The organism is Paraburkholderia solitsugae (assembly GCF_013177695.1).
GTDB lineage: Bacteria > Pseudomonadota > Gammaproteobacteria > Burkholderiales > Burkholderiaceae > Paraburkholderia > Paraburkholderia solitsugae.
In genome coordinates, this window is the sequence record NZ_WOEY01000080.1 from 1 (window position 1) to 22,241 (window position 22,241).

Consider the following 22,241-nt stretch of genomic DNA (forward strand, 5'->3'; position numbering starts at 1 on the left):
TCATGGCTCTGCTCCTGTTGAGGAACGAGGCGGCTTGCCTCGTACCTGACATGAAAACAGAGCTGGTTTCCTCCCGGGTACCACCAGAGCTCAGCCGGAGCCCCCTACCGCGCGAGCGGTTTCGTCCGTCGGCCGCGAACGGTCCTTCCCAATCGATTCGCGAACGTCCGCTAGCGAGGGGGCCGCAGTCCGACGAGCGACGCTAATCGGCAACTCATCGGCGCGAGACGTTCTTTCTCCACTAAGCCGTCGTCCACTCGCGCTCGCTTTGTCTTTGTATTTGGCGAGGCGGTGCTTTGGATGGCTACTGTCACTCCAACACTCCAGTTGGGTCGTTGCCAACACCACCTTCCTTCACTAGCTTGCACGCATGCATACGGCGCGGCAGTTACCACATCGACGTTTCTGTCGCGTAACAGGCGTGTTACTGGAGAAACACAAATATTGAAACTCTGTCTTTCATGACCGCGCGCGAATCCTCGCAGCCAGAATCCTTATGCCGGTTTCATGAAAACCGGTTTAGGTGCTGCACGCCGCAACGGTGCGCGACGAATAAGTTAAACCCACGGAGACAGGATAGGTATGATCAGGAGCTTTATTTCCGGCGCGATTCTGGCATTGCTTGCCGGAGCAGCCCACGCCGAAGACATCAATGGCGACGGCGTCACGCTGTACGGAATACTCGACGTAGCAGTCGGGACCGTAGAACATAGTGCGAACGGAGCCCCTCAGGCGCCGGCTACGGTCAACCCCGAACGAGTGTCGACGGCCTATCCCCATTCCGTCACAGGCATGTTCAACGGGGGCATTTCGGACCCTCGCTGGGGGATTCGAGGTAACGAAAACCTGGGTGGCGGGCTGCACGCGTTTTTCGGTCTGGAATCAGGCTTCGACTTGCCGTCTGGCCAGATCAACAACGCGGCTGCAGCCATTGCCGGCGCGAATAACACGACCAGTGGGGCATCGGCGCTCGATGGCCAGCTTTTCAACCGGGGCGCGTTCGTCGGATTGAGGCATGATACGTACGGCAGTCTGGCGCTCGGGCGAACGACTACGCTCGGCTACGATACGCTCTTGAATTACGATCCGCTGTCCTTCGCGACCATGTTTACTCCGTTCGGGTACTCGGGCTCGTATTCGGCCGGCGGTATTACCGAAGGCTCGCGTACTGACAACAACCTCAAGTACACGAACAAGATCGGTGATTTCAAGATCGGACTTTCATATAGCTTCGGCGGCGTTGCGGGCAAGTTTGGCGACGGCTCTACATTCGGCGCGGATCTCGGCTACGAAGCGCATCAGTTGGGGGTTGATGCCGGCTACTACTACGCGCGCGATATCGCTCATTCGGGGGCGCTGGTGGGGGTGAATCCGGTGGGCAGTCCGCTAATCGGCAGCAATGTCGGGACGTTGACGCTCAACAACGACGAGGACTTCTACCTCGTGGCGAAGTATTCGCTCGGCGCGCTTACAGTCAAAGGCGGCTATGAGCGTTACGAGATCAAGCCGCCAACCGACCCTGCCGCTCCCGGCGCAACGACCAACTACTATGGATTCCAAGGCTCGCTTGTTAACACGGTCAACGCCTCCAAGACGAACGTGTATTTCTTCGGTGGCGACTACAAAATTACGCCGACACTTGATATTGCCGCCGGCTTCTATGATACGCAGCTGATGCAGAGTGCCCACGTTGCAGGTGGCAACCAGCTCGAATACTCGGTGCTGCTCGACTACAACCTGAGCAGACGTACCGACCTCTATGTCGGATACATGTTCTCGAAGTTCAACGGCGCCGAATTCACCGGCTACGAGCCAACGAACTACATTGCGGCAGCGGGCATCCGCACGTTTTTTTGAGTGTCATAAGCGGGGCGGTGCTCGGGCATGACAAAGGGCGCCGCTACGTCCGGTTTGCAGTTGCTTAGCAGACGCTGGTCACTCTGGCATGTCAGACCGTTGAGGGTCGTCCTGAGCCGCTCATCGTCGGCCTCATTGCGGCCAGTTTCGGTCGGTCGTCGCCATGTAACTTACGGCTTTGGCCTCTCTTGCCAACTGCATCGCTTTTAAACTGTCGTGTGAGATAGTCAAACCTCACCGAGTGGAGAAGCTTGATCCCGATCGACGACGAAATATCTATTCGAGGTTCCGTGCGATCGCTGGCCTGCCCGATGAATGGCTGTCTCGGCGCAACGAGCTACCTGATTTGGAGGAATTATACCGACAACTGATCGAGCGCCAAGCGCTCAGATAGGACAGTGGCCAACTTCACCCCTCACTCGACCCCGCCCGAACAGGGCGGGTTCTTCGTAGGTGGATATCCGGCTTCGATATGCAGCGGGGAGGAGCTTGCTTGCGCTGATCGATCCACGCTTTCACTTTTTTGCTCACACTTCGGTTGTGACGGTATCAAGGACCGCGTTCGAACGAGCCTGACGGTATCAGGGACGGTATCGCTCTAACGAATCGTCCAGCGACACCGGTGTCCGTGATTTTTGAAATAAAGCGGGCGTTGGTTAAAAAGCCGTCCCGACGACGAGAACGACCACGATGCTGACTGAATTCGCGCTTCGCCATGTCAAACCCCGTGCAGTCGAGCTGGCGTCATAGACGGCGCCAACGCCAACGTGCGCTATCTCGGCTTCATGCCGGAAGATGATGCCGAACTGCACGTGGCTGAGATCGAGGCAATGGGAAAGGCGGAAGATCCGCGTGAAGCGCTGTTTCATGGCGGCCCCGGCTGCCTTGTCGAATTCGACGGTGATCCGCTCAGGATCGATTGAGCGTGGCGGTCCACCGTCGGACGATTGCGTCGCGTTCATCCGGCCAGCGGGCCCACCTCGAAACTGAAGTTCGCAACGCCGTCCACTCCGCCTGCGACCTTGTCGCCTGGGCGTAGTGCGCCGACACCGGCGGGTGTTCCGCTGAAGATAAGGTCTCCCGGCTTCACAGTGACGGCCTGAGAGACGTAACTGATGATGTCTGCGACAGGCCAAATCATCTCGTTGAGATTGCCTTGCTGACGGACTTCGCCATTCACGGACAACCATATCCGTCCGCTGGACGGATGCCCTAACTCGGACGCTGGCTTGATCTCGCTCACCGGCGCAGACGCGTCAAAGCCTTTCGCCCAGTCCCATGGGCGGCTAAGTTTCTTCGCTGTCGCCTGGAGATCCCGTCGTGTCAGATCCACGCCGACTCCATAACCCCAGACAAAATCGAGTGCGTTTTCGGGGGCGATGGTCTTTCCTTCCTTGCCGACCGCAATGACGAGTTCAATCTCATGGTGCAAGTCGGAGGTAAGGGGAGGGTACAGAAGCACGCCGGTCGCTGGCACAACGGCATCGGCAGGCTTGGAAAAAAAGAACGGAGGATCTCGGTCTGGATTGGCACCCATTTCGCGCGCATGATCTGCGTAGTTGCGCCCGACACAGAACACGCGGCGCACGGGAAAGCGGCTCGTTGAGCCGCTGACGGCAACGGAGGTGATCGTGGGTGGTGTCACTGAGTATTCGGTCATGGTAAGCCTCGCGAGTAGTATTGGCCTACCTACGATATCGTCTTGAGAATGCGCCGCGCAGGACAAATCCGCTGAGCACCAGGACGATCTTACGGTGCTCCGTTGTGTGCGGTTGCGCCACCGTCTCGTTGAACCGCACGCCGGTGCGTGTCGCGAAAGTCGCTCGGAGATTGACCGACTGACTGACGAAACCGCCTCGAAAAATAGGCTTCGTCGCGATAGCCGACGAGAAACGCAATGTCCTTGATGCGCCGGTTGCCGTTTGCCAACAGATCCTTTGCGCGTGCGATGCGTCGCTCGGTCACCCACTCGACAAATGTCCGGCCCGTCTCTTTCTTGATCAGATGCGTAAGATAGTTCGGCGATAGAAATGCAGCGGCGGCTGCAGAGGTCAGAGACAGCGCGTCGCTCGCGAGATGTGCATTGACATGACGGTTCACGCGGACGAGAGCGTCTCGTCGGCCGAGCCTTTGGACGTTACGCGAGGAAAGCCGAAGTAGCTGATCCGCGTATCGCTGGCATACGATTCCGATAAGTTGAAGAAGGTATCCGCGCAGAAGAGCGGTCGAACCGAAGCGCCGCGTCTCATTGACTTCCAGCATGCGTGACAAAACCGGCTCGATTTCGGTGAGATCGGCGTCCTCGAGAATGAAGTCGATGTACTCCTGAAGCCTGAATGGGGCGAGTTCGGGCGCCTGCGTGATCGACACATCCTCGAGGTCCAGTGGATCCGCGATTCCGTCCGTATTGGCGCGTAGAAATGCTTGCGTAAAATTGATGACAATGAAGCGCGAATGCGCGGGGTGCGGTATCAGATGCAAGCGATGCGGAAGGATAAAGGCGACCGCACCCGCAGGAAATGGCCTGCGCACTCCGCCGATGTGCTGCTCGGTGTCCCCGCCGAGGTTGATCTGGATTTGAAAGTATTCGTGCTTGTGCGGCTCTTCAATCGCGGGGCGCGACGCTTGGTCGCGTATGTAGAAATCCAGGCGATCGCTTCGCTCAGGCATCGCATAGGTGCGTGATACCACCACCGGTGATGCGTTCATGGCTGTGTACTCCGATTGATTCATGGTCGCCGGTGCGTTGAACCCTTAGCGGCGCCCTCGCGCTGACTACCCCGGAATCAGCACGCGGCTGCGTGTGAGCACCTCTTTTGCTAGCTCCACGATGGTATGCGCGCGCATGATCGCGGGCGACAACACGGCGGCCGCATGTCCGGCTGCGCCTGAAGAGTTGCACGCCGAGATGTTCTTCGAACTCCTGGATGCGTGCCGAAATGGTCGGCTGTGTGAGGTGCTGATGACGCGCCGCCGCATGAAATCCGCCTAACCGTGCCACCCAATAAAAGGTCTCAATTTGCTAAAGAGAAATGCGCATGATCGAAGATTTCTATCAGATGGTCTCGTTAACTTTGATTATCCCCCGGAAAAATTGTATTCGTATACTCGGTCCAACCTTTTCGTTTCCTCTCTATTGACCCCGGAATGTAGTGCGTCGTTGGTCATCTTGAAGCGAGACAGTGCGTAGCTCCGATTGCCCCGCGCAATCAAAAAACTCCCCGGTCTCGAGATACGAAGTGGTACGCAGTTTGTCACAAGATCGGCATATGAATCGTCTGATGATGAATCTGGAATCCTTGTGATAAGGAAATTTCTGTACGTTCTCGCACCTTCGAACGCGTTCGCTGTTTGAGAGGCAACCACTACTGAAGCGGGGAGGTGAACATGAACACGAGAATGGCAGCACTTGCGCACAGCCGTAAATCATCGGTTCGATGGAGAATCTTCTGGTTCCTGCTCGTGCTGATAACGATCAACTACGTGGACCGCGCTTCGCTGTCGGTCGCGATGCCCCTGATCTCGAAGGAGTTCTCGCTCTCGCCGATGGTGCAAGGCTTGATTCTGAGTTCGTTCTTCTGGTCGTACACCGTCATGCAGATTCCAGCGGGCATGCTGGTCGACCGCTTCAAACCGCGCATCGTGATTACGGTTGCGACGCTCGTCTGGGGAGGCTTCCAGGCCGGCGCGGGATTCTGCACGAATGCTGCTTCACTGCTGCTAATGCGCCTTGGTCTCGGGTTCGCCGAGGCGTCGATTGCGCCCGCTGGCGGTAAGCTCAATGCGCTATGGCTAACGCGCAACGAACGCACCAGGGGTGCGTCGCTGATGGACGGCGGCGCGCCACTAGGCGCCGCGGTGGGATCGCTGCTGATCTCGGCGTTGATCGGGCTATTGGGCTCGTGGCGCCTCGCGTTTCTGGTTGCAGGTGTCGCCACGACGCTGGTCGGCGGCCTGGCCTGGGTCTATATCCGCAATCATCCGCGCGAGCATCCGGCGGTCAACGAAGACGAAGCGTCGTTCATCGAGCGTTCGCACGAGGAAGAACTCGAGCGCGAGCCGGCTAACGCATCCGGACGCGCAATCGACTTTCTGAAGTACCGCTCCTTCCTGTTCATGTTCTTCGGCTTCATGTGCTGCAACACGTTGTTCAACGGATTGCTCACCTGGATGCCGAGCTATCTGATCAAGGAGCACGGCCTCGATATCCGTCAAATGGGTGGGTCGAGCTTCATCATTTACTTTTCCGGCTTCGCTGGGGAACTCGTCGGCGCGTGGTTTGCCGATAAGTGGCTGGCGGCGGGCGGCAGGCCGAACACGGTGTTGCGTACGATTTTCGGCACTGCCGCGGTGATTGCCACTGTCTCGGTGTTTTCGGTGGCTTATTTGTCCAGCGCGACGCTGGTCGTCGTGCTGCTCTCGTGCACGGTTTTCTTTTTGCGCTGGGGCAACCTGTACTGGTGCATTCCACCTTTGCTTGCCACGCGCAACAAGGTCGGCGCGCTAGGTGGTTTTCTGAACCTCGGGGCGGCGGTCGGCGGCATTGGCGCGCCGATTCTGGTCGGCGGGATTGTCCAGGCGACCGGGTCGTATTTTCTCGCCATGATGTTCTTTGCGGCGACCGGCGTCGGCTTGCTGCTCTGCTCGCTCGGCATCGACTACGAGAAGAAGTTGCCTGTATGAGGTCTGCGATACCCGAAGCGGATCTGAACGTCGTGGCGGGCGCCGCACCTGCTCGACAACCATCCGCTGTGGGTGACTTGCCGATCGAATCGAATGACCTGAGCGCTTTCCGGTCTTAAATTAGCAACCGTCAGTAAGGACGTTTTGATGAACCCAGATGACTCGCATAGCCAGCCTTGGCAATGGCCCGAACCCCATTGGCGGAAGTTGGTCGACCAGGTACGGGCGGGACGCACGCTTCGCCCCAATGCCTGGCCCACTGAAGCGCGCTGCGCGGTGGCGCTGTCATTCGATTGCGACCACGAAACCAGCGAGTTGCGCGAGGGCGGAAAATCGATCGGCCGGCTCAGTTGGGGGCAGTACGGTAGCCGGGCGGGCATGCCGCGCATTCTCGACGTGCTGCGCAAACATGCCGTGCCGGCTACGTTCTTCGTACCGGCGGTCACTGCGCTTTTGCATCCGGACGAGGCGCAGCGCATCATCGGCGACGGCCACGAAATCGGCCTGCACGGTTGGATTCATGAATTGAACTCGATGCTCCCGCATGAGGCGGAACGCGATCTGTTGCTGCGCTCGGCGGATACGCTCGAGACCATCACCGGGCAGCGTCCGGTGGGCATGCGTACACCGTCATGGGATTTCAGCCCGCATACGCTTTCGATCGCACGCGAGATGGGGTTGCGCTACGACTCGTCGTTGATGGCCGACGTCGACTGTTATGAGCTGCTCGAGGCCGGCGTGCCGAGCGGTCTCGTCGAACTGCCGGTCGAGTGGATTCGCGATGACGGCGCGTATCTGATCATGAACCGCTTCGAGGCGGTCCGACCTTACACGTCGCCGGCCGACGTCTACGATATCTTTCGCCGCGAGTTCGACGCGGCCTATGCGGAGGGTGGCGTCTTCCAGTTGACGATGCATCCGCATGTCACTGGTTACCGGTCGAGGATATGGATCCTTGAAGAGATCATCCGGCACGCGCAGTCGTTTCCGGGAGTTTGGTTCGCAACGCACCGCGATGTCGCGGAATGGGCGCTTGAACATGCACAACAGACATGAATTCAGTGTGGGATTCGGTGGCGCCGGGCAGCTGCGCTTTCCGGTTCCGCCGACGGCGACCGATAGTCATCACCACATCTACGATGCGCGGTATCCAGTCGATCCGTCAGCGCATTTGCAGCCGCCTGACGCAACGGTCGCCGACTATCGCGCGCTGCAGCGGAGGCTGGGCGTCGAACGACATGTCGTCGTTCAACCGTCTACGTATGGAACCGACAACCGTTGCCTGCTCGATGCCCTGTCGCAGTTCGGAAAGTCCGCGCGCGGTATTGCGACCGTGCCCGTCACCGTGACGGATGGTGAGCTGGCCGGTCTTCACGATACGGGCGTACGCGGGCTGCGCTTTAACCTCGAATACCTGGTCGGCGTCACGGTATCGATGATGGAGCCGCTCTCGAAGCGGATCGAACCGCTCGGCTGGCACATTCAAGTCAATGCCACCGCTGCGCAGCTACTCGCGCATCGGCAGTTGCTTGCGAATCTGTCGTCGCCGCTCGTGATCGATCATATGGGGCAGATTCCGCAACCAGGCGGCGCGGAGCATGCCGCGTTCCAGATGGTCGAGGCACTGCTCACCAACGGCCGTACCTGGGTCAAATTGAGCGGACCCTATCTCGTGTCACGAAGTGGAGCACCGGTCTACGCCGACGCCGGCATGGTGGCGCTCAGGTTTGTCCAACTCGCCGCGGACAGGATGCTGTGGGGATCGGACTGGCCTCATCCGACGCAAGCGGCCGACGACAAGCCAGACGTCGCCGGCTTGCTGGACGATCTGACGCTGTGGATACCCGATGAATCGACGCGGCATCGAATCCTCGTCGAAAATCCTGCAAGGCTCTACGGCTTCTAGCGTGCGTGCGGCGCGCCGATCGCGATCGGGATTACCATGCCGCCGATATTTCCACCGAAGTTGAGCAGACCGCCGAGCACGCCTACCTTGTTGCGCGAGGCGAGCATCGCGGGGATCGACCAGTACAGACCGCCCCACCGCAGAAAGAAGAGAGTGATGGACAGCAGGATCACGACCATCGTGGGGCTCGTTGCATGTGCCACTGAAAACACTGCAATCGTGGCAACCACGCCGGCGATGCCAAAGATCGTGCGCATGACGCGGTTCGGCGCAGCGCCGCTGGCGAGCCACTTGTCGGCGACGTAGGCACCGAAGAGTTCGCCGATGAAACCGCAGAAGAAGATCACGAAGCTGGCGCCCCCCATCTGCTGAATGTTGAAGCCTTGCGCTTTCTCCAGATAGCTCGCCATGAGTGCGCGACTACGATCAGCCAGGTGATCAGCACCGATCCGAGCGCCGCGCCGAGCGCCGCGCCGAGCGGCGAGCCGCCATCCATCAGCGATGCGCCACGGACCCGCTCATGCTGCGTGAGCCGCATCGCATTGAGCGCACCTCCCGCCGAGGCCACGGGCGCTTCTGCGACACCGAGTCCGAGCCTCGTAGCGAGCAAGGACATCGCATTGGTCGTCAACGCGCCAAGACCCTGGAAGGCACCCCAGAGCAAAGTGCACAGCGCGAGGACCAGTCGTGGCTTGAAGCGGTCGACTGCCATGCCGCCTGGAATCTGCATCAGCGTGTACGACCAGAAGAACGAACTCATAATGAGACCTTGCATGACCGGCGTAAACGTGAACTCGCTTGCGATCATCGGCAAATTGTCCGCAAGTGCGATCGGATCGGCAAGATCTTCGACGAGCAGCTCATGTCCGTTCTGTCAGCGGAGGAAAAGCGAGTGCTTTTTCACTGCGTCGACAAGCTGACGGAACACGTTGAGGAGGGCGGTGAATGGACGCTCCCGCCGACACGACGCAAGCGCGCAGCCTGACTCATTTTTGTCATTTGTTGCTCACGACGCTGCAGTCGTTCGTCTTGCCACGCGAGATTCATGTGCGTTTGGCCAAATAGGCATCGGCCAACGCGACTAGGCGGTCTCGCCCGAAACTAACGTCGTGTCCAGCGTGCACGACCTGCACGGGCAATTCGCGCAAGCGCTTCATCGTGCGCACATAGGTTGGGATATCGGCGCCGCCGATTTCATCCAGAAGCGGGCCATCGTAGATCGCATCGCCCGAGAATAGGGTGCCGGATGCCGCCTCCCATAGACCGATGCTGCCCGGTGAGTGGCCAGGCAGATGCAGTACCTCGAAATGCCGGTTGCCGAGGTCGACAATATTCCCTTCTTTGACGATTTCCGTGACTGTTGCCGCACGTATCTCGTAGTCGGACATCACGTACTCCGCGCTGGGAAGGGCCGTGATCAAATCGCCGTCGAACGGATAGCCTGCTTCACGATACCGGCGTATCGCGTTCTCGCCCAGTACCGATGCCAGCAGCGTGCCGCGCTCGCGCGGCGAACGCAGGTTATCGGCCTCCAACTCGTGGACCAGCGTATGCGCAAACTCATGATGTCCGCCGACATGATCCGAGTGCGTATGCGTTGCAACGGCTGTCACGTTGTTTTGCAGAAGATGCTGGGCTGCCTCCCGCAGACTGGCGATGCCCATCCCGGTATCTATCATCAGATCGCGGTCGCGACCGCGTACGTGCCAGATATTGCAGCGCATCAGTGGCACGACATGAGGCTCCCACAGCAGGGTAATGTCGTCACTGATACGTTTTAACTCGAACCATCGGTCCGCAATCGGCAGCATAGTCGTCCGGCCTCGGTAGCGTACAGAATGCTACTCTGACACAGCCTGCTGCGCCGATCTAGGGCCCTGGGGCAAAACCGATACCCTCGGTGCGTGCCAGATTGGTCGACGCGCACCGAATGCCACCGATGTGTTCGCGTAGGCGCGAAAAACGCATTTCGCCGTCAGTCCCAAGTACATCGATCACCGGGATCGTCCACTTATCGGGAATCTGCTCAATGATGTCGCGCGCAAGATCATCGGTCTTCTTTTGCGCGTTGTCGTCGGCGCAAAGCGCTCCGTCGCAATTCGTTTCCATGGGGAAAGTATGGGGCCGCGCGTTGTGAGCGCAAGAAGCGATCTTGTGACAAATCGTCGATGGACTGTCTCCTCTGTGCAGACGAAAATCAAGGCTCCGATCAGCACGAAGGAGTATGTCATGGGCCACGCGGAAGTCCGCGAGTTGCAGATTCCCAAACCAATCGGCGGACGCTTGCCGGAGCCGCCGGTATTCGCTAGCCTCGACGATGAACGGCAGCATCGCAAGCTCAAACTCGCTGCGGCATTTCGGATCTTTGCGCGATTCGGGCTGGCCGAAGGCATAGCCGGGCATATCACGGTCCGCGACCCGGAGTTTCACGACCGGTTTTGGGTCAACCCGTACGCGCAGCATTTTTCGTCAATCCATCCCGACGATCTCGTTTGCATCGATGAGGATGCCAATGTTTATGATGGGACCGGACCCGTCAACGCCGCTGCGGCGGCGATTCACTGCGGTATCCACGGCGCGAATCCCAGTGTCGTTGCAGCAGCCCATACGCACACGCCTTCCGGCCGCGCATTTTCAGCGCGCGCACGGCTCCTTGCTCCGCTCAATCAGGAAGCCTGTCTCTTCTATGACGATCACGTGCTATTTCGCGGCGACGTAGTCGTGCTCGCCACCGAAGAGGGGCGCCGGATCGCGGAGACGATGGGCACAAAGCGCGCCGCCGTTCTGCTTAATCATGGCCTGCTGACCGTCGGTTCATCGGTCGACGCCGCGGCATACCGCTTCATTGCAATGGAGCGTTGCTGCCAGGTGCAGTTGCTGGCCGAGGCGGCAGGTCCAATTGAGCCGCTATCGGACGAGGACGCGCGGGCAACGCGCGCGCAACTGGGGTCCGACTATGTCGCATGGCTCAACTTCCAGGGGCTCTACCAGCAACTGCTGCGCGACAGTCCTGATCTGCGCGAACTCGCGTGAACATGGACGTCTTCAGTTTGGCGCAAACGTCGTTTCGAAGGCTGCCGTGCGGTCGCGTTGGCAGCCTTCACGATAGTCGCGCACGGCCGCGTATAGCCATTGATCGAAGCGTTTAAGCGGCTCCCAGTCACGTTTCTGCTCGGGAAACGAATAGTAGACAGTCTCCGGATTCGGGATCGAATGAGGATGCACCTGCACGAGTGCACCGCTGCGCAACTCCCGTTCGATCAGGATACGCGGAAGCAAGGCCACGCCCAGTCCGGAAATCGCGGCGTTGATTGCCATGATGAACATGTCGTAGTGCTGGTTCGCCGCACTATGTTCGGTGACCTGCGTGGACGCGCTTTCGGACCATGCAAGCCACGCGCGCGGAAGATCGCGGGTGTGAATCCAGGGCAGCGTGCTGATCTTTTCGCTGCTCAAGCTATCGCGCCTACCGATCAACCCGGGTGCACAGACAGCCAGAATCTTATCGTCGCTCACGAGCGGTTGTCCGGGCATTGCGGGCCACAAGCTCTGTCCGAAATAGATCGCGGCATCGAAGCTTGAATTGTCGAAGAACGTCGGCTGGTCGCGGCCCATGATGTGAAGTTGCAGGTCCGGGTTGAGCGCGTAGAAGTCATGCAGACGCGGGATCAGCCATTGAGACGCGAACGTGACGCCGACGGCCAACTGGATCTTCACTTCGCTTTGCTGGCGCATCAGTTCGAGCGTATCGCGGCGAATCTGGTCGAGATGGACGCGAATTCGCCGCGCGTACTCTGCGCCCGCCGCGGACAAGACCAGACGCTGACGTACCCGCTCGAACAGGGAGATGCCCAGATGAGCCTCGAGTTCGTTGACCTTTTTGCAGACAGCACCATGCGTTTGCGACAGCTCGACCGCCGCTTTCGAAAAGCTTTCGTGTCGCGCCGCGGCTTCAAAAGCTTGCAGCGCACTGAGACTAGGGACACCGCGGCGCATCGAGAATCCTTGCTGGCGAAAAGAAAGGGGCAATGGATCCGTCGATGATAGTCCTAAGGACGGGGAGGCGCTGGCCACGCTTATTCGCTGGCAAGCTGCGGCTGGCCAACTTTGCGCCAGCGGGTCTCGAGCAGCGTGACCGTGATCGAGGCGAGCACCATCGTCGCGGCGATGCCAATAAATGCGAGGACAAACGTGCCGGTCGTATCCTTCACCCAACCGATAAAATAGGGCAGCAAAAATCCTGACGATACGCCGATGCTCGTGATCAGCGCGATGCCGGCCGCTGCAGCACGATCGGTGAGGATACGGCTAGGCAACTGCCAGAAGGTCGTGATGCTACAGAAGCAGGCCGCGGAACCGATCGAGAGGGCGATGATCGACTGGTAGGGGGACTTCAGCAGCAGGGCCACCGAGAGCGCGGCCGCGCACACCAGAAGGGGGCCTGCCACATGCCAGGCGCCAACTTGATGGCGGCTAACCACACGGCCCCAGATCAGCGTCGCGACAACGGCCACGCCGAATGGAATCGCCGTGATCAGCCCGATATCCATGAGGCTGTACTTCACCCCAAAAGTGCTTTCAAACGTTTTGATGACTTGGGGCAGGAAATAGAGCAAGCCGATGATGTCGGCGTTGGTGCCGAAGTAGACGACACCGAGCGCCCAGACTTTCGGATTTCCGAGCGCCCGCCAAGCGCTGGACGGCGCGGTGGCGGCCGCTGCCGCGGCCCGTTCGGTAGCCAGCGCCGCGGCGATTTCGCTTTTTTCCGCAGCGGAAAGCCAACGGCAGCGGGATGGGTCGTCCGTCAGCCAGAAATAAGCAATCCCGGCCAGGGTGATTGCGGGGACCCCCTCCAGCAGAATCATTGCGCGCCAGCCGGTGATCCCGAACACGTTCGCATGGGTCATCAGCCAGGTGGACACCGGTGCCCCGAGCACGCCGGTCAGCGGGATTGCCGTGACGAACAGAGACATCATCCATACGCGATTGCGCGCCGGCATCCACAGCGTGAGGTAATACACCATGCCCGGAAACAGGCCGGCTTCGAACGCGCCAAGAAAGAAGCGGGCGATATAGAGCCAGCGGGAGTCGGGGACGAAGCTCGTCAGCGAGGAGAGCAGACCCCAACTCAGCAGAATGCGCGTCATCCACAGCCGCGCGCCAAACCGATGCATGCACAGGTTGCTTGGCACTTCGAACAGGATATAGCCGAGAAAAAACAGGCTTGCGGCGAAGCCGAACTGCGCCGTTGTCATGTGGAGTTCGGCGTTCATGGTCAGCGCCGCATAGCCGATGTTCGCGCGGTCAAGCTGGTTCGCTATGTACATCACAATCATCAGCGGCGCGAGCCGCCATGCGATCCGTTTCATCAACCGATCGGAAATCGCAGGGTTGCGCGGCCCGAGATCCATGGCTTCCTCCAGATTTACGCGTTGCGGAATGCTATTGAGGATGATTAAGCGCCCTGACCAGGGGGACGGCAATGCACGAAAAATATTGACTTTGTGAGAAAACGTCACAGAGCGGGGCGGGTGCATGACAGATCACCCATTCGCCCCGGACGCGTTCTCAGTCAACCGCCCCTTCGCCGCCCAAAAGCGTGCGGCCGGTGTCGGTCGGGCTGGCAGTGGATGGCGTGCGACCGAGAAATCCCAGCACGACGAGCGCGGAGGCCAGCGTGATTGCCACGAGAATGTGGAGCAGGATGCGGAATGCGCCATCGTATGCCTGCGCGAGAATGGACTGCCCCAGCGCGGGCAGAAGAGCGACGGCATGGGGCAGATCGCCGGTTGCCACGCGCTGGGCGGCTTGCGCGGCGACATCGCGCGAAACGGGCGGGAACGCCGCGAGTGCGTCGGATAGCCTTAGACGTGTGAGGACCGCCAATATCGCACCGGCGATTGCGAGTGTCATGCCTTCTCCCGCGACACGCGTCGTGCTGAAGATGCCGGTTGCCATGCCCGCGCGTTCCTTTGGAACGACGCTGACTGACAAGCCATCCATTAGGCCCCACGGCAGGCCGGCTCCGACTCCGATGATGAACAGCGGAAGCGTCAGGGCGTCGGATGGCGCGTCAGGCGCGATGCCACTGAACCAAAGCATACCGACCGCCGCTATGACGAGGCCGGCCGCTGAAATGACACCGGCCGACATCCATCGCGTGAGAAAAGCAGCCGTGACAGGCACAAAGAGCATCGGCGCCGATAGCGAAAGCATCATCAAGCCGGCGTCGATCGCAGAATGTCCTTCAATGCCGATAAATCGCGTGGGCAAGACTAGAAGCAGCGTAACGTAACAAAATGCCGTCGCTAGCGGGAGTGCCTGCACACCTACGAAGCGCGGATAGCGAAACAGCGACAGGTCGAGCATTGGCCGGGAAGCACGCTTTTCGATCCAGACGAACGCGATGAACATCGCCACGGCGCCTGAGAACAGTCCAATGATGAGCGGGCTGCTCCAGCCGCTTTCTGGCCCTTGCAACAGCCCGAATGTGAAAAGTGTCAGCGCGGCGGTGAAGCTGGCGGCGCCAGGCCAATCGAGACCCGTGGCATTGGGGTCGTGCGATTCTCTTAGCTTCGGAACGCCGAGTGCAAATCCGGTCAAGCCGATTGCGGCATCCACGAGGAAGAACGAACGCCAACCGAACGTCTCCGTGAGAAACCCGGCGAGTAGTGGACCAAGCGCCAAGCCGATGCCGAAGGTGGTGCCGAGCATGCTGAACGCGCGGGCGCGTCCAGGTCCGTCGAACTCCTGCGCGAGCGCTGCCGACGCTCCGGCCAGGACCAATGCGGCGGCAATTCCCTGTAGCGCACGCTGAAAATCGACCCACAATAGCGTGGGCGCCGCGGCGATCCCAAGTGATGTCAACGCGAAGAACACCACGCCTATGGCGAATACACGCTTTCGCCCGAACAGATCGGCAAGCGCTCCCGAGGCCATCAGGCTGCTGCCGAAACTCAGCATAAAGGCGTTGAGAATCCAGTTGACCGCCACTGGGCTGCCTCCCAAGGCGGTGCCGATGGCCGGCGCGGACACGGCCGCACCGCCGAAATTCAGCGGCAGCACGAGCACGGCGATGCAAATGCCCACGAGGATCAGCATCTGTTGCGAGGCGCTACGGGGGACTGCTACGTCTACTATTGGCATGACACCAGCCGACGCGGCCGGTCGTCCTGGGCACGGGGTAACGCTTTTTTCCTGCACGGACTATCTCTCTGTTCAACTTCCACGGTTATGCCCATCACGACATGCGGATTCACATGGTTCAATTCCGCGCTATCGCGATGCGGCCCGCGTATGGCCACTCACCTCCCGGCCTGCATCCGGTTCTATGCCGATAAAGTAGAGGACCGAAAACAGCACCAGCACAGACACTAGCAGGAAGGCCACCCGGAAATCGGCCAGTGAGAGTTGTGCGTGATTTCCATGAACCAGGACCGCAACGTGTAGCGCGATCGCGCCAAATGCGATGCCCAGGCCGATGGTCATCTGCTGGACCATACTGAAGAATGTGCTCGCTGAACTCATCCGCGCCGGCGGGACGTCCGCAAACGCGAGCGTGTTGATGCTCGTGAATTGCATCGACCGGCACAGGCCGCCGACCAGCAGCACCAGCATGATCAGCGCGCGCGGCGTATCCGGCGAAAGCAGGCTGCACAAAGCGATGGTCGCGGCGGTAAGCAGGCCGTTGACGATCATGACCTTGCGAAAGCCAAAGCGTTTGAGGATCGGCGTAGTGACGGTCTTCATGCCCAGATTGCCGGCCGCGTACGCGAGCACGAGCAAACCCGCAGCGAATGCATTCAACCCGAAACCCAGTTGGAACAGCAGCGGTAACAGGAAGGGTGAAACGCTAACCGATACGACATACAACGAGCCGCCGTCGAGGGGCACGCGGAACGTCGGAATTCGCCAGGGCGAAAGATCGATCAGGGGATGTTCGGCCCGGCCGAAATGCCGTATAGCCAGGATTGCAGCGACAAAGCCACAGATCAGCGCGGCGGTCGTGACGCGCCAGTCGCTATGCAGTTGCCCGATCAGGACCATGCCGTACATCAGGCACGTCAGCGCGATACCGCTCAGCACGAACCCTGACACATCGAAGGGGCGGCGGCTGGGTTCGCGGTAGTTCGGAATGAATAGGGCGGTGAGCACCAGACCCAGCAAACCGATCGGTATGTTTAGCAGGAAGATCCAGCGCCAGTTGAAATAGGTCGAGATAAAACCGCCCAACGCTGGACCTAACACCGGTGCGGCGAGGCCGGGCCACGTGATATAGGCTATCGAGCGCATCAGGTGACGCTTCTCGGTGCTGCGTAGCACGGCGAGGCGGCCTACCGGCACCATCATCGCGCCGCCGATTCCCTGCAGGATCCGCGCAATGGTGAATTCGACGAGGCCGTTACTCAGCCCGCAAAGTATGGAGGCGCCGGTGAACACGATGATCGCGCCACCGAACACCGAGCGTTGCCCAAAGCGGTCGGCCACCCATCCGCTGATTGGAATGAAGACCGCGAGCGCCAGCAGATAGGCCGTCATGCCGATACTCAGGCTCACGGACGTGACGCCGAATGTGGCGGCCATGTGGGGCAGGGCGGTCGCGATCACCGTCGCATTCAGATTCTCCATGAAATAGGCACTGGCGACGATCAGCGCGATGATGACTGGCTGGCGGCTTGACAAAGACATGGGCTGAAAACGGAATCCGGTTTGTGCGACAGGCCCTCAAACGCGTCAGATTGAGCCGTTTGCGGCCGGTGGCAATCAAAGATGGGGCTCGCTTCGCGGCAGCCTGAGATAATGAATGGCTGCGTCCGGGTGCCTGGCGAGACTCTTCCGCGTACCCGGACGATATACTCTACCAAACCATAAGTCGTCATGTGAAGACTTATTTTTCAAAATCGATGGGCACGGGAGCGTTATGAAGGCCAAACCCAGGGATGTTGCAGAGTCGGGCAGCAAGACCGCAGCGGGTCGCGCGCCGATCAAGCGGCCGATGAAGAAAGCACCGCAGCGTCTGCCACGCGCCGAGCGTCAGGCGCGCGTGCTGGAGAAGGCCGCCGAATATTTCGCCGAGCACGGCCTGAACGCGCAGACTCGCGCGATTGCCGAGGCTTGTGGCGTGTCGCAACGTTTGCTGTATAGCCTGTTCCCTAGCAAGGCTGCGTTGATCGACGAAGTTTATAAGCGCGAGATTGTGGGGACCTTCAAGGCGATGTGGTTTGTTCAGTTGAAAGACCGCAGTGTGCCCCTTGAAAGCAGGCTCAATACTTTTTATCGCGAGTACTACGACACCCTGCTGACGCGGCAGTGGCTTCGCCTGTTCCTCTACTCGTCACTTGAGGATCTGCAAATGGCGCCGACGTACACGAATGCCGTCGTGACGCATGCGCTTGAGATCATTGTCACTGAGACGGCGCACGAATTGGGACGCGGCGTACCGGCCGATCCGGCTCATCTCACCGAGGTGGGTTGGCTGCTGCATGGCGCGGTATCCCACCTTGCGATTCGCCGCCGTATTTATTCGAACGACAACACCACACCCAGCGACGCGGTGATTGCGATGCACGTGCGGGCCTTCCTTACGAGCGCGCCGGCGCTGCTTCCGGCCCTGGAAAGCGCCTGAGCGTGATGTGCCGGTAGCCTCGCCTGGCGCGGAGAAGCTTCGTCTTCAGTCACCGATCGCTGCGGCGTTTTGTTCCCGGGTCGCTTGCCCGCGCAACAGCAGGAGCAGCGCGCCAAGAACAAGGACTATCGTCAAGCCGACAAAAAGCAGCGTCGCGCGTTGAACGTCGGCGAGTTGCACGGCGATGCCAAGGCCGATCACAGGGAGTGAGATCGCCACATAGAGCACGACGAAAAAGCTGGACGTGACTTCCGCTCGCCGGTGCACGGGTGACGCGGACGCGATCTCGCCCAACCCGGCGCGGAAGCTGATGCCTTGCCCAATTCCTGCCAGGGCGGTGCCGATCAAAAGCGCGCCGAGCGAGCGCTCCGGCACGCACAGGCCGACACACATCAGTCCCACGACGAGGCCAATGCAGCCGGCCGCTTGCCGCCACCGGGCAGCAATGATCGTCTGCACGATCTGCCCGAGGGCGGAGCACGCGAACAGCAGGAACACAATAGAGCCGGTCACGATGCCGCTGTGAAAGCCGAGCACGACCCGGATCAGTTGCGGGGCGACCGCCGCAAAGAAGCCGACCACGACGAAACCGGCAAACCCCGCTAGCGCGGCAGGAATGAACGCACGGCGTACCTCGACGGGAAGCGAAATTTTCTGGATGCCGAGCTTCACCCGTGCGGGAATCGCGGCGGTCTCCGGCACGCCGAGGACGGCGAGTGCGGCGACGCCGACCAGCGCCAGATGCACCGCATAGGGCAAACGCATAGGCCAGGGAAATAGTTCGGTCAGAATGCCGCTTAGCAACGGGCCGCAACCGAGCCCCAGCATATTGGAGGCGGTAGCGGCGAGCATGGCTTTACTGCGCCACGCAGGCGGCGCGAGTTCGATCACGGCTACGGTGGCGGTTCCCGTGAAGATACCCGCAGAAATTCCCGACAGCAGGCGGCCCAGCATCAGAAGCGCTAACCCGTCACTGAGCAGGAACATCAGTGCCGAGGCGGCCGACGCGCACAGTCCCGCCAGTAGCATGCGACGACGGCCTAGCTGATCGGACCAGTTGCCCACCAGCAGCAGCGCACCCAGCACCCCGATTGCATAGGAGGCGTAGATCACGGTGATGACGGTCGGTGTAAAACCGAACTGCAGTTGGTAGTACCGATAGATTGCCGTCGGTAGCGTTGTTCCCATCATGTTGATCGCGAACGCCAACGCTACAGCCAGAAATGTGATCGGGGATTGCGGTACGCCAGAAGCCACTTTCATTAAAAGTCCCAACGGTTGCTCGAAGACTGGGCGCAATTATGGGCAATTTCTCACGGCCTAGCCGCGCCCCACAAAGGGCATATTGCTAGCCATAACCGTCATGTTCAGAACGTTGGCGCTCAAGGGCAGGTTGGCGATGTAACGGACCGCCTCAGCAACGTGTTTCACATCAAACATCGGTTCCGGCGCCATCGTTCCGTTTGCCTGGCGTACGCCGCGCGTCATGCGCTCGGACAGTTTCGTTAGCGCATTGCCAATGTCGATCTGACTGCAGACGATGTTGAACTCGCGGCCATCGAGCGCGATACTCTTCGTGAGGCCAAGCACTGCGTGCTTGCTAGCCGTGTAGGGCGAAGTGAAGGGGCGTGGCGCATGTGCCGAGATTGACCCATTGTTGATAATCCGGCCCCCTTGCGGTGATTGCTTTCTCATCAACCCGAAAGCACCGCGAGCGCAGAGAAAAACGCCGGTCACGTTGGTATTGATGAGATTTGTCCAGGTCTCAACGGGTAGCTCATCCATCGGCACAGCAGGCGCATTGATTCCCGCGTTGTTGAACAGAACGTCGAGTCTGCCGTAGGTGCGCTCAATGGTGTCGAAAAGAGCATCAACACTGGCTGCATCACGAACGTCGGTCACGACTGCCAGTGCTTCCTGGCCCGCGGCCTTTGCTGTCTCGACGAGATCAGCGAGCGGCTCGGCGCGGCGGCCAGCAAGCACTACGCAGAAGCCGTCTGCGAGAAGCGCCGTCGCAGTGGCTCGGCCAATGCCGCTGCCTGCGCCGGTAACGAGCGCGATCCTTTTGGTGCTTGATTCAGTCATTGTCCTGCCTCCGAAAACCAGATTGAAAGCTCAAGCATATGCAGTAAACCCTCACGCAACCTGGACGCAACGGCGTGCGTCCTGGACAGATCAACGCAAGTTGAAAACTGTGCAACGGGTCGCTTTTAATCGGCGTCCTGGCTTCGCCGGTCGGCAAATACCCGATGCACGACAGGGTAGGGTTGTCTGCCACCGGCTGAGCGGGCCGTCGCCCAATCCCTTCAGCCCTCTCGCGAACCGTGCCGCGGAATCCGGCCAAAGAATGGATGTTTGGGATCGTTGAACCCGGGCGTCGAAGGGTGGCCGGTAGTGACCAGTGAATCGACGAATGCCTCATCTTCGGCACTCAGGCGATAGCACGAGGCCGGCAGATAATCATCCCATTGCGCTTCCGTGCGCGGTCCGCAGATGGTCGAACTGATATATCGGCTGTTCAGCACCCATGCCAGTGCGAACTGGCCTGCACTCAAGCCCCGTGCCTGCGCGTGCTCACGGATGCGCCGCGCCAGTTCCAGCGACTCGGGCCGCCATTCGGCCTGCTGCAGGCGGCTGTCGCCGCGGCCAGCACGTGAATCCGGCGTCGGCGCGGCGCCCGATTCGTACTTGCCTGTCAGCACGCCGCGCGCGAGCGGGCTGTACGAAATCACGCCGAGCCCATAGCGATGCGCGGCAGTGAGCTGTTCGGTCTCGGCCTGCCGATTGGCGATGTTGTAGTGCGGCTGACTGGCCACCGGGCTATCCAGGCCGAGCGCCTGCGCCGTGTGAGCGAATTCGGCGATCTTCCAGGCGCGGTGGTTGGAGAGGCCGTAGTAGCGTACCTTGCCGGACCGGATCAGATCGCTCAACGCGCGCACCGTTTCGTCGACCGGCGTGTCGTGATCTTCGGCGTGCAGATAGAGCAGATCGATATAGTCCGTGTTCAGACGCTTCAGGCTGGCCTCGACGGCTCGCAGCATGTGTTTGCGCGACGCTCCGCGCGCGTTGATGTCGCCGTCGCCGAGGGGGCTGACGAACTTGGTCGCCAGCACCCAGCGATCGCGCCGGGCCGCGATGCAGCGCCCGACGACACGCTCCGATTCGCCGCCGGCGTAGACATCGGCGGTATCGATCGAGTTGACGCCTTGTTCATGGGCCTTGTCGATGATGCGTGCCGCAGTCGCCTCGTCGGTAGGACCGCCGAACATCATCGTTCCCAGCGTGAGTGTCGAAACCTTGACGCCGCTGCGGCCGAGTTGCCTGAATTCCATGTCAGATCTGTTCCTGTAGTTTAAGAAGAGCAACCCAGCCAAAAAATCCAGCCTGTCCGGTCTATAGAGATCTGGACGTCTAGATGAATTTGAGGGCGGGGCGTTGCCGTGCTTTGCGTCACGTTACCGGTCGTATTTCTCGACGAATTCTTCCGCGGTGAGCGTGCGGAAATCGGCGAGCGCCGTATCGATCTGTTCCGGGTTCCAGTCCCACCACGCGATCTGCTGAAGGCGTTCCGAGGTGCGCGCGTCGACGCGAAAGCGCAGTACCCGCGCCGGCACGCCGACGACGATCGCGAAAGGTGGCACGTCCCTGGTCACGACGGCGCCCGAGCCGACGGCCGCACCCGTGCCAATGGTCACGCCGGGCATGACGATCGCATTGTGGCCGAGCCACACGTCGTGACCGATCTGGACACGGTCCTGCGCGCGCCACTGAAAGATCGCGTCGTCGTCGGCGAGGGAGAAGCCGTACGAGCGCGAGCGATAGGTGAAGTGATGATGGGTTGCTCGCCACGAAGGGTGATTGGGCGGGTTGATACGCACGCCGGTGGCGATATTGGCGAACTTGCCGATGACGGCATGGGCAATCTGATTGCCACCCATCGCATAGCCGTAGTCGCCGATCGTCGACTCGGCGACGTGGCTGCGCGGGCCGAGATAGGTGTAGTGGCCGAAGTCGCTGGCGCGAACCACCGCGCTGGGATGTATCTCCGGGTTTTCCGACAAGACGCGGCCGAGCGCCCACGGATCGACTCCGGCGCCATGATCAATACGCATAATCTCTCTCGTAATTCGATGACCGGGCGGTGGCGCAGCGCGATAGGCCCGCCACCTG

Annotated in this window: 22 protein-coding genes; 7 read left to right on the forward strand and 15 right to left on the reverse strand. The window is 60.3% G+C overall.

Going from position 1 to position 22,241, the window contains the following annotated elements; all coding sequences use genetic code 11:
* Window positions 1–582: 582 nt before the first annotated feature.
* Both GNZ12_RS20250 and GNZ12_RS20255 read left to right on the forward strand, forming a co-directional pair.
* Window positions 583–1,857 carry a porin gene (locus tag GNZ12_RS20250; protein WP_172312953.1) on the forward strand — a complete coding sequence of 425 codons (1,275 nt, stop codon included), beginning with the start codon at window positions 583–585 and terminating at the stop codon, window positions 1,855–1,857.
* Window positions 1,858–2,624: 767 nt separating this feature from the next.
* Entirely contained in the window at window positions 2,625–2,780 is a 156-nt protein-coding gene (locus GNZ12_RS20255; protein ID WP_216673295.1) for a hypothetical protein, read from the forward strand.
* 35 nt (window positions 2,781–2,815) lie between these two features.
* Here the strand turns inward: GNZ12_RS20255 and GNZ12_RS20260 are convergent, their stop codons facing one another.
* The 3 genes from GNZ12_RS20260 to GNZ12_RS45315 form a co-directional block, all read right to left on the reverse strand.
* Window positions 2,816–3,517, reverse strand: a complete 702-nt coding sequence (locus GNZ12_RS20260; protein ID WP_172312955.1) for a fumarylacetoacetate hydrolase family protein — start codon at window positions 3,515–3,517, stop codon at window positions 2,816–2,818.
* A gap of 89 nt (window positions 3,518–3,606) precedes the next feature.
* Entirely contained in the window at window positions 3,607–4,566 is a 960-nt protein-coding gene (locus GNZ12_RS20265; protein ID WP_235993824.1) for an AraC family transcriptional regulator, read from the reverse strand.
* On the reverse strand, window positions 4,520–4,858 hold the full coding sequence (locus GNZ12_RS45315) for a LysR family transcriptional regulator (protein ID WP_328806036.1): 339 nt from the start codon (window positions 4,856–4,858) through the stop codon (window positions 4,520–4,522). Before GNZ12_RS45315 ends, GNZ12_RS20265 begins: the two co-directional genes overlap by 47 nt.
* 386 nt (window positions 4,859–5,244) lie before the next feature.
* Here GNZ12_RS45315 and GNZ12_RS20275 point away from each other — a divergent pair, with 386 nt between their 5' ends.
* From GNZ12_RS20275 to GNZ12_RS20285, 3 genes are all read left to right on the forward strand, one after another.
* Window positions 5,245–6,540: an MFS transporter gene (locus GNZ12_RS20275; RefSeq protein WP_172312957.1), complete on the forward strand. Its 1,296-nt coding sequence runs from the start codon at window positions 5,245–5,247 to the stop codon at window positions 6,538–6,540.
* A gap of 147 nt (window positions 6,541–6,687) precedes the next feature.
* On the forward strand, window positions 6,688–7,596 hold the full coding sequence (locus GNZ12_RS20280; RefSeq protein WP_172312959.1) for a polysaccharide deacetylase family protein: 909 nt from the start codon (window positions 6,688–6,690) through the stop codon (window positions 7,594–7,596).
* Window positions 7,580–8,446: an amidohydrolase family protein gene (locus GNZ12_RS20285; protein WP_235993825.1), complete on the forward strand. Its 867-nt coding sequence runs from the start codon at window positions 7,580–7,582 to the stop codon at window positions 8,444–8,446. The genes GNZ12_RS20280 and GNZ12_RS20285 overlap by 17 nt, the downstream gene beginning before the upstream one ends.
* Here the strand turns inward: GNZ12_RS20285 and GNZ12_RS45320 are convergent.
* The 4 genes from GNZ12_RS45320 to GNZ12_RS20300 all read right to left on the reverse strand — a co-directional run bounded on the left by GNZ12_RS45320 (window position 8,443) and on the right by GNZ12_RS20300 (window position 10,555).
* Complete coding sequence (locus GNZ12_RS45320; RefSeq protein ID WP_328806037.1) at window positions 8,443–8,856, reverse strand: MFS transporter; 414 nt, start codon at window positions 8,854–8,856, stop codon at window positions 8,443–8,445. The genes GNZ12_RS20285 and GNZ12_RS45320 overlap by 4 nt on opposite strands.
* Window positions 8,790–9,254 (reverse strand): MFS transporter, encoded by a 465-nt coding sequence (locus GNZ12_RS45325; RefSeq protein ID WP_328806038.1) that lies wholly within the window; start codon window positions 9,252–9,254, stop codon window positions 8,790–8,792. Before GNZ12_RS45325 ends, GNZ12_RS45320 begins: the two co-directional genes overlap by 67 nt.
* A gap of 235 nt (window positions 9,255–9,489) precedes the next feature.
* Window positions 9,490–10,257 carry an MBL fold metallo-hydrolase gene (locus tag GNZ12_RS20295; protein WP_172312963.1) on the reverse strand — a complete coding sequence of 256 codons (768 nt, stop codon included), beginning with the start codon at window positions 10,255–10,257 and terminating at the stop codon, window positions 9,490–9,492.
* Between the two features lie 58 nt (window positions 10,258–10,315).
* On the reverse strand, window positions 10,316–10,555 hold the full coding sequence (locus tag GNZ12_RS20300; protein ID WP_216673296.1) for a hypothetical protein: 240 nt from the start codon (window positions 10,553–10,555) through the stop codon (window positions 10,316–10,318).
* Between the two features lie 120 nt (window positions 10,556–10,675).
* Between GNZ12_RS20300 and GNZ12_RS20305 the strand changes: the two genes are divergently transcribed.
* Window positions 10,676–11,479, forward strand: a complete 804-nt coding sequence (locus tag GNZ12_RS20305) for a class II aldolase/adducin family protein (RefSeq protein ID WP_172312965.1) — start codon at window positions 10,676–10,678, stop codon at window positions 11,477–11,479.
* Between the two features lie 12 nt (window positions 11,480–11,491).
* On the opposite strand, the gene GNZ12_RS20310 is transcribed toward GNZ12_RS20305, so the two are convergent.
* From GNZ12_RS20310 to GNZ12_RS20325, 4 genes are all read right to left on the reverse strand, one after another.
* Entirely contained in the window at window positions 11,492–12,442 is a 951-nt protein-coding gene (locus tag GNZ12_RS20310) for a LysR substrate-binding domain-containing protein (protein ID WP_172312967.1), read from the reverse strand.
* Window positions 12,443–12,522: 80 nt separating this feature from the next.
* Window positions 12,523–13,983: an MFS transporter gene (locus GNZ12_RS20315; RefSeq protein WP_235993826.1), complete on the reverse strand. Its 1,461-nt coding sequence runs from the start codon at window positions 13,981–13,983 to the stop codon at window positions 12,523–12,525.
* A 31-nt stretch (window positions 13,984–14,014) separates the two neighbouring features.
* Window positions 14,015–15,592, reverse strand: coding sequence for an MFS transporter (locus GNZ12_RS20320; RefSeq protein WP_172312969.1), 1,578 nt, complete (start codon window positions 15,590–15,592; stop codon window positions 14,015–14,017).
* A gap of 129 nt (window positions 15,593–15,721) precedes the next feature.
* Window positions 15,722–17,134: an MFS transporter gene (locus tag GNZ12_RS20325; protein WP_172312971.1), complete on the reverse strand. Its 1,413-nt coding sequence runs from the start codon at window positions 17,132–17,134 to the stop codon at window positions 15,722–15,724.
* Between the two features lie 115 nt (window positions 17,135–17,249).
* Here GNZ12_RS20325 and GNZ12_RS20330 point away from each other — a divergent pair, with 115 nt between their 5' ends.
* Window positions 17,250–18,071: a TetR/AcrR family transcriptional regulator gene (locus tag GNZ12_RS20330; protein WP_235993827.1), complete on the forward strand. Its 822-nt coding sequence runs from the start codon at window positions 17,250–17,252 to the stop codon at window positions 18,069–18,071.
* 45 nt (window positions 18,072–18,116) lie between these two features.
* On the opposite strand, the gene GNZ12_RS20335 is transcribed toward GNZ12_RS20330, so the two are convergent.
* From GNZ12_RS20335 to GNZ12_RS20350, 4 genes are all read right to left on the reverse strand, one after another.
* The gene (locus tag GNZ12_RS20335) at window positions 18,117–19,334 is read right to left on the reverse strand and encodes an MFS transporter (RefSeq protein WP_172312973.1); all 1,218 of its coding nucleotides are present in this window, start codon (window positions 19,332–19,334) and stop codon (window positions 18,117–18,119) included.
* A gap of 57 nt (window positions 19,335–19,391) precedes the next feature.
* The gene (locus GNZ12_RS20340; RefSeq protein WP_172312974.1) at window positions 19,392–20,156 is read right to left on the reverse strand and encodes an SDR family oxidoreductase; all 765 of its coding nucleotides are present in this window, start codon (window positions 20,154–20,156) and stop codon (window positions 19,392–19,394) included.
* Between the two features lie 221 nt (window positions 20,157–20,377).
* Window positions 20,378–21,403 (reverse strand): aldo/keto reductase, encoded by a 1,026-nt coding sequence (locus GNZ12_RS20345; protein ID WP_172312975.1) that lies wholly within the window; start codon window positions 21,401–21,403, stop codon window positions 20,378–20,380.
* A 123-nt stretch (window positions 21,404–21,526) separates the two neighbouring features.
* A complete protein-coding gene (locus GNZ12_RS20350) occupies window positions 21,527–22,183 on the reverse strand; it encodes a DapH/DapD/GlmU-related protein (RefSeq protein WP_172312977.1) in 657 nt (218 codons plus the stop codon).
* Window positions 22,184–22,241 lie beyond the last annotated feature (58 nt).

Excerpts from the sequence above, each read along its gene's own strand:
- GNZ12_RS20250 (WP_172312953.1), top strand. The coding sequence starts at position 583 with ATGATCAGGAGCTTTATTTCCGGCGCGATTCTGGCATTGCTTGCCGGA.
- GNZ12_RS20260 (WP_172312955.1), bottom strand. The coding sequence starts at position 3,517 with ATGACCGAATACTCAGTGACACCACCCACGATCACCTCCGTTGCCGTC.
- GNZ12_RS20265 (WP_235993824.1), bottom strand. The coding sequence starts at position 4,566 with ATGAACGCATCACCGGTGGTGGTATCACGCACCTATGCGATGCCTGAG.
- GNZ12_RS20275 (WP_172312957.1), top strand. The coding sequence starts at position 5,245 with ATGAACACGAGAATGGCAGCACTTGCGCACAGCCGTAAATCATCGGTT.
- GNZ12_RS20280 (WP_172312959.1), top strand. The coding sequence starts at position 6,688 with ATGAACCCAGATGACTCGCATAGCCAGCCTTGGCAATGGCCCGAACCC.
- GNZ12_RS20285 (WP_235993825.1), top strand. The coding sequence starts at position 7,580 with ATGCACAACAGACATGAATTCAGTGTGGGATTCGGTGGCGCCGGGCAG.
- GNZ12_RS45320 (WP_328806037.1), bottom strand. The coding sequence starts at position 8,856 with ATGGCGAGCTATCTGGAGAAAGCGCAAGGCTTCAACATTCAGCAGATG.
- GNZ12_RS45325 (WP_328806038.1), bottom strand. The coding sequence starts at position 9,254 with ATGATCGCAAGCGAGTTCACGTTTACGCCGGTCATGCAAGGTCTCATT.
- GNZ12_RS20295 (WP_172312963.1), bottom strand. The coding sequence starts at position 10,257 with ATGCTGCCGATTGCGGACCGATGGTTCGAGTTAAAACGTATCAGTGAC.
- GNZ12_RS20300 (WP_216673296.1), bottom strand. The coding sequence starts at position 10,555 with ATGGAAACGAATTGCGACGGAGCGCTTTGCGCCGACGACAACGCGCAA.
- GNZ12_RS20305 (WP_172312965.1), top strand. The coding sequence starts at position 10,676 with ATGGGCCACGCGGAAGTCCGCGAGTTGCAGATTCCCAAACCAATCGGC.
- GNZ12_RS20310 (WP_172312967.1), bottom strand. The coding sequence starts at position 12,442 with ATGCGCCGCGGTGTCCCTAGTCTCAGTGCGCTGCAAGCTTTTGAAGCC.
- GNZ12_RS20315 (WP_235993826.1), bottom strand. The coding sequence starts at position 13,983 with ATGCACCCGCCCCGCTCTGTGACGTTTTCTCACAAAGTCAATATTTTT.
- GNZ12_RS20320 (WP_172312969.1), bottom strand. The coding sequence starts at position 15,592 with ATGCCAATAGTAGACGTAGCAGTCCCCCGTAGCGCCTCGCAACAGATG.
- GNZ12_RS20325 (WP_172312971.1), bottom strand. The coding sequence starts at position 17,134 with ATGTCTTTGTCAAGCCGCCAGCCAGTCATCATCGCGCTGATCGTCGCC.
- GNZ12_RS20330 (WP_235993827.1), top strand. The coding sequence starts at position 17,250 with ATGGCTGCGTCCGGGTGCCTGGCGAGACTCTTCCGCGTACCCGGACGA.
- GNZ12_RS20335 (WP_172312973.1), bottom strand. The coding sequence starts at position 19,334 with ATGAAAGTGGCTTCTGGCGTACCGCAATCCCCGATCACATTTCTGGCT.
- GNZ12_RS20340 (WP_172312974.1), bottom strand. The coding sequence starts at position 20,156 with ATGACTGAATCAAGCACCAAAAGGATCGCGCTCGTTACCGGCGCAGGC.
- GNZ12_RS20345 (WP_172312975.1), bottom strand. The coding sequence starts at position 21,403 with ATGGAATTCAGGCAACTCGGCCGCAGCGGCGTCAAGGTTTCGACACTC.
- GNZ12_RS20350 (WP_172312977.1), bottom strand. The coding sequence starts at position 22,183 with ATGCGTATTGATCATGGCGCCGGAGTCGATCCGTGGGCGCTCGGCCGC.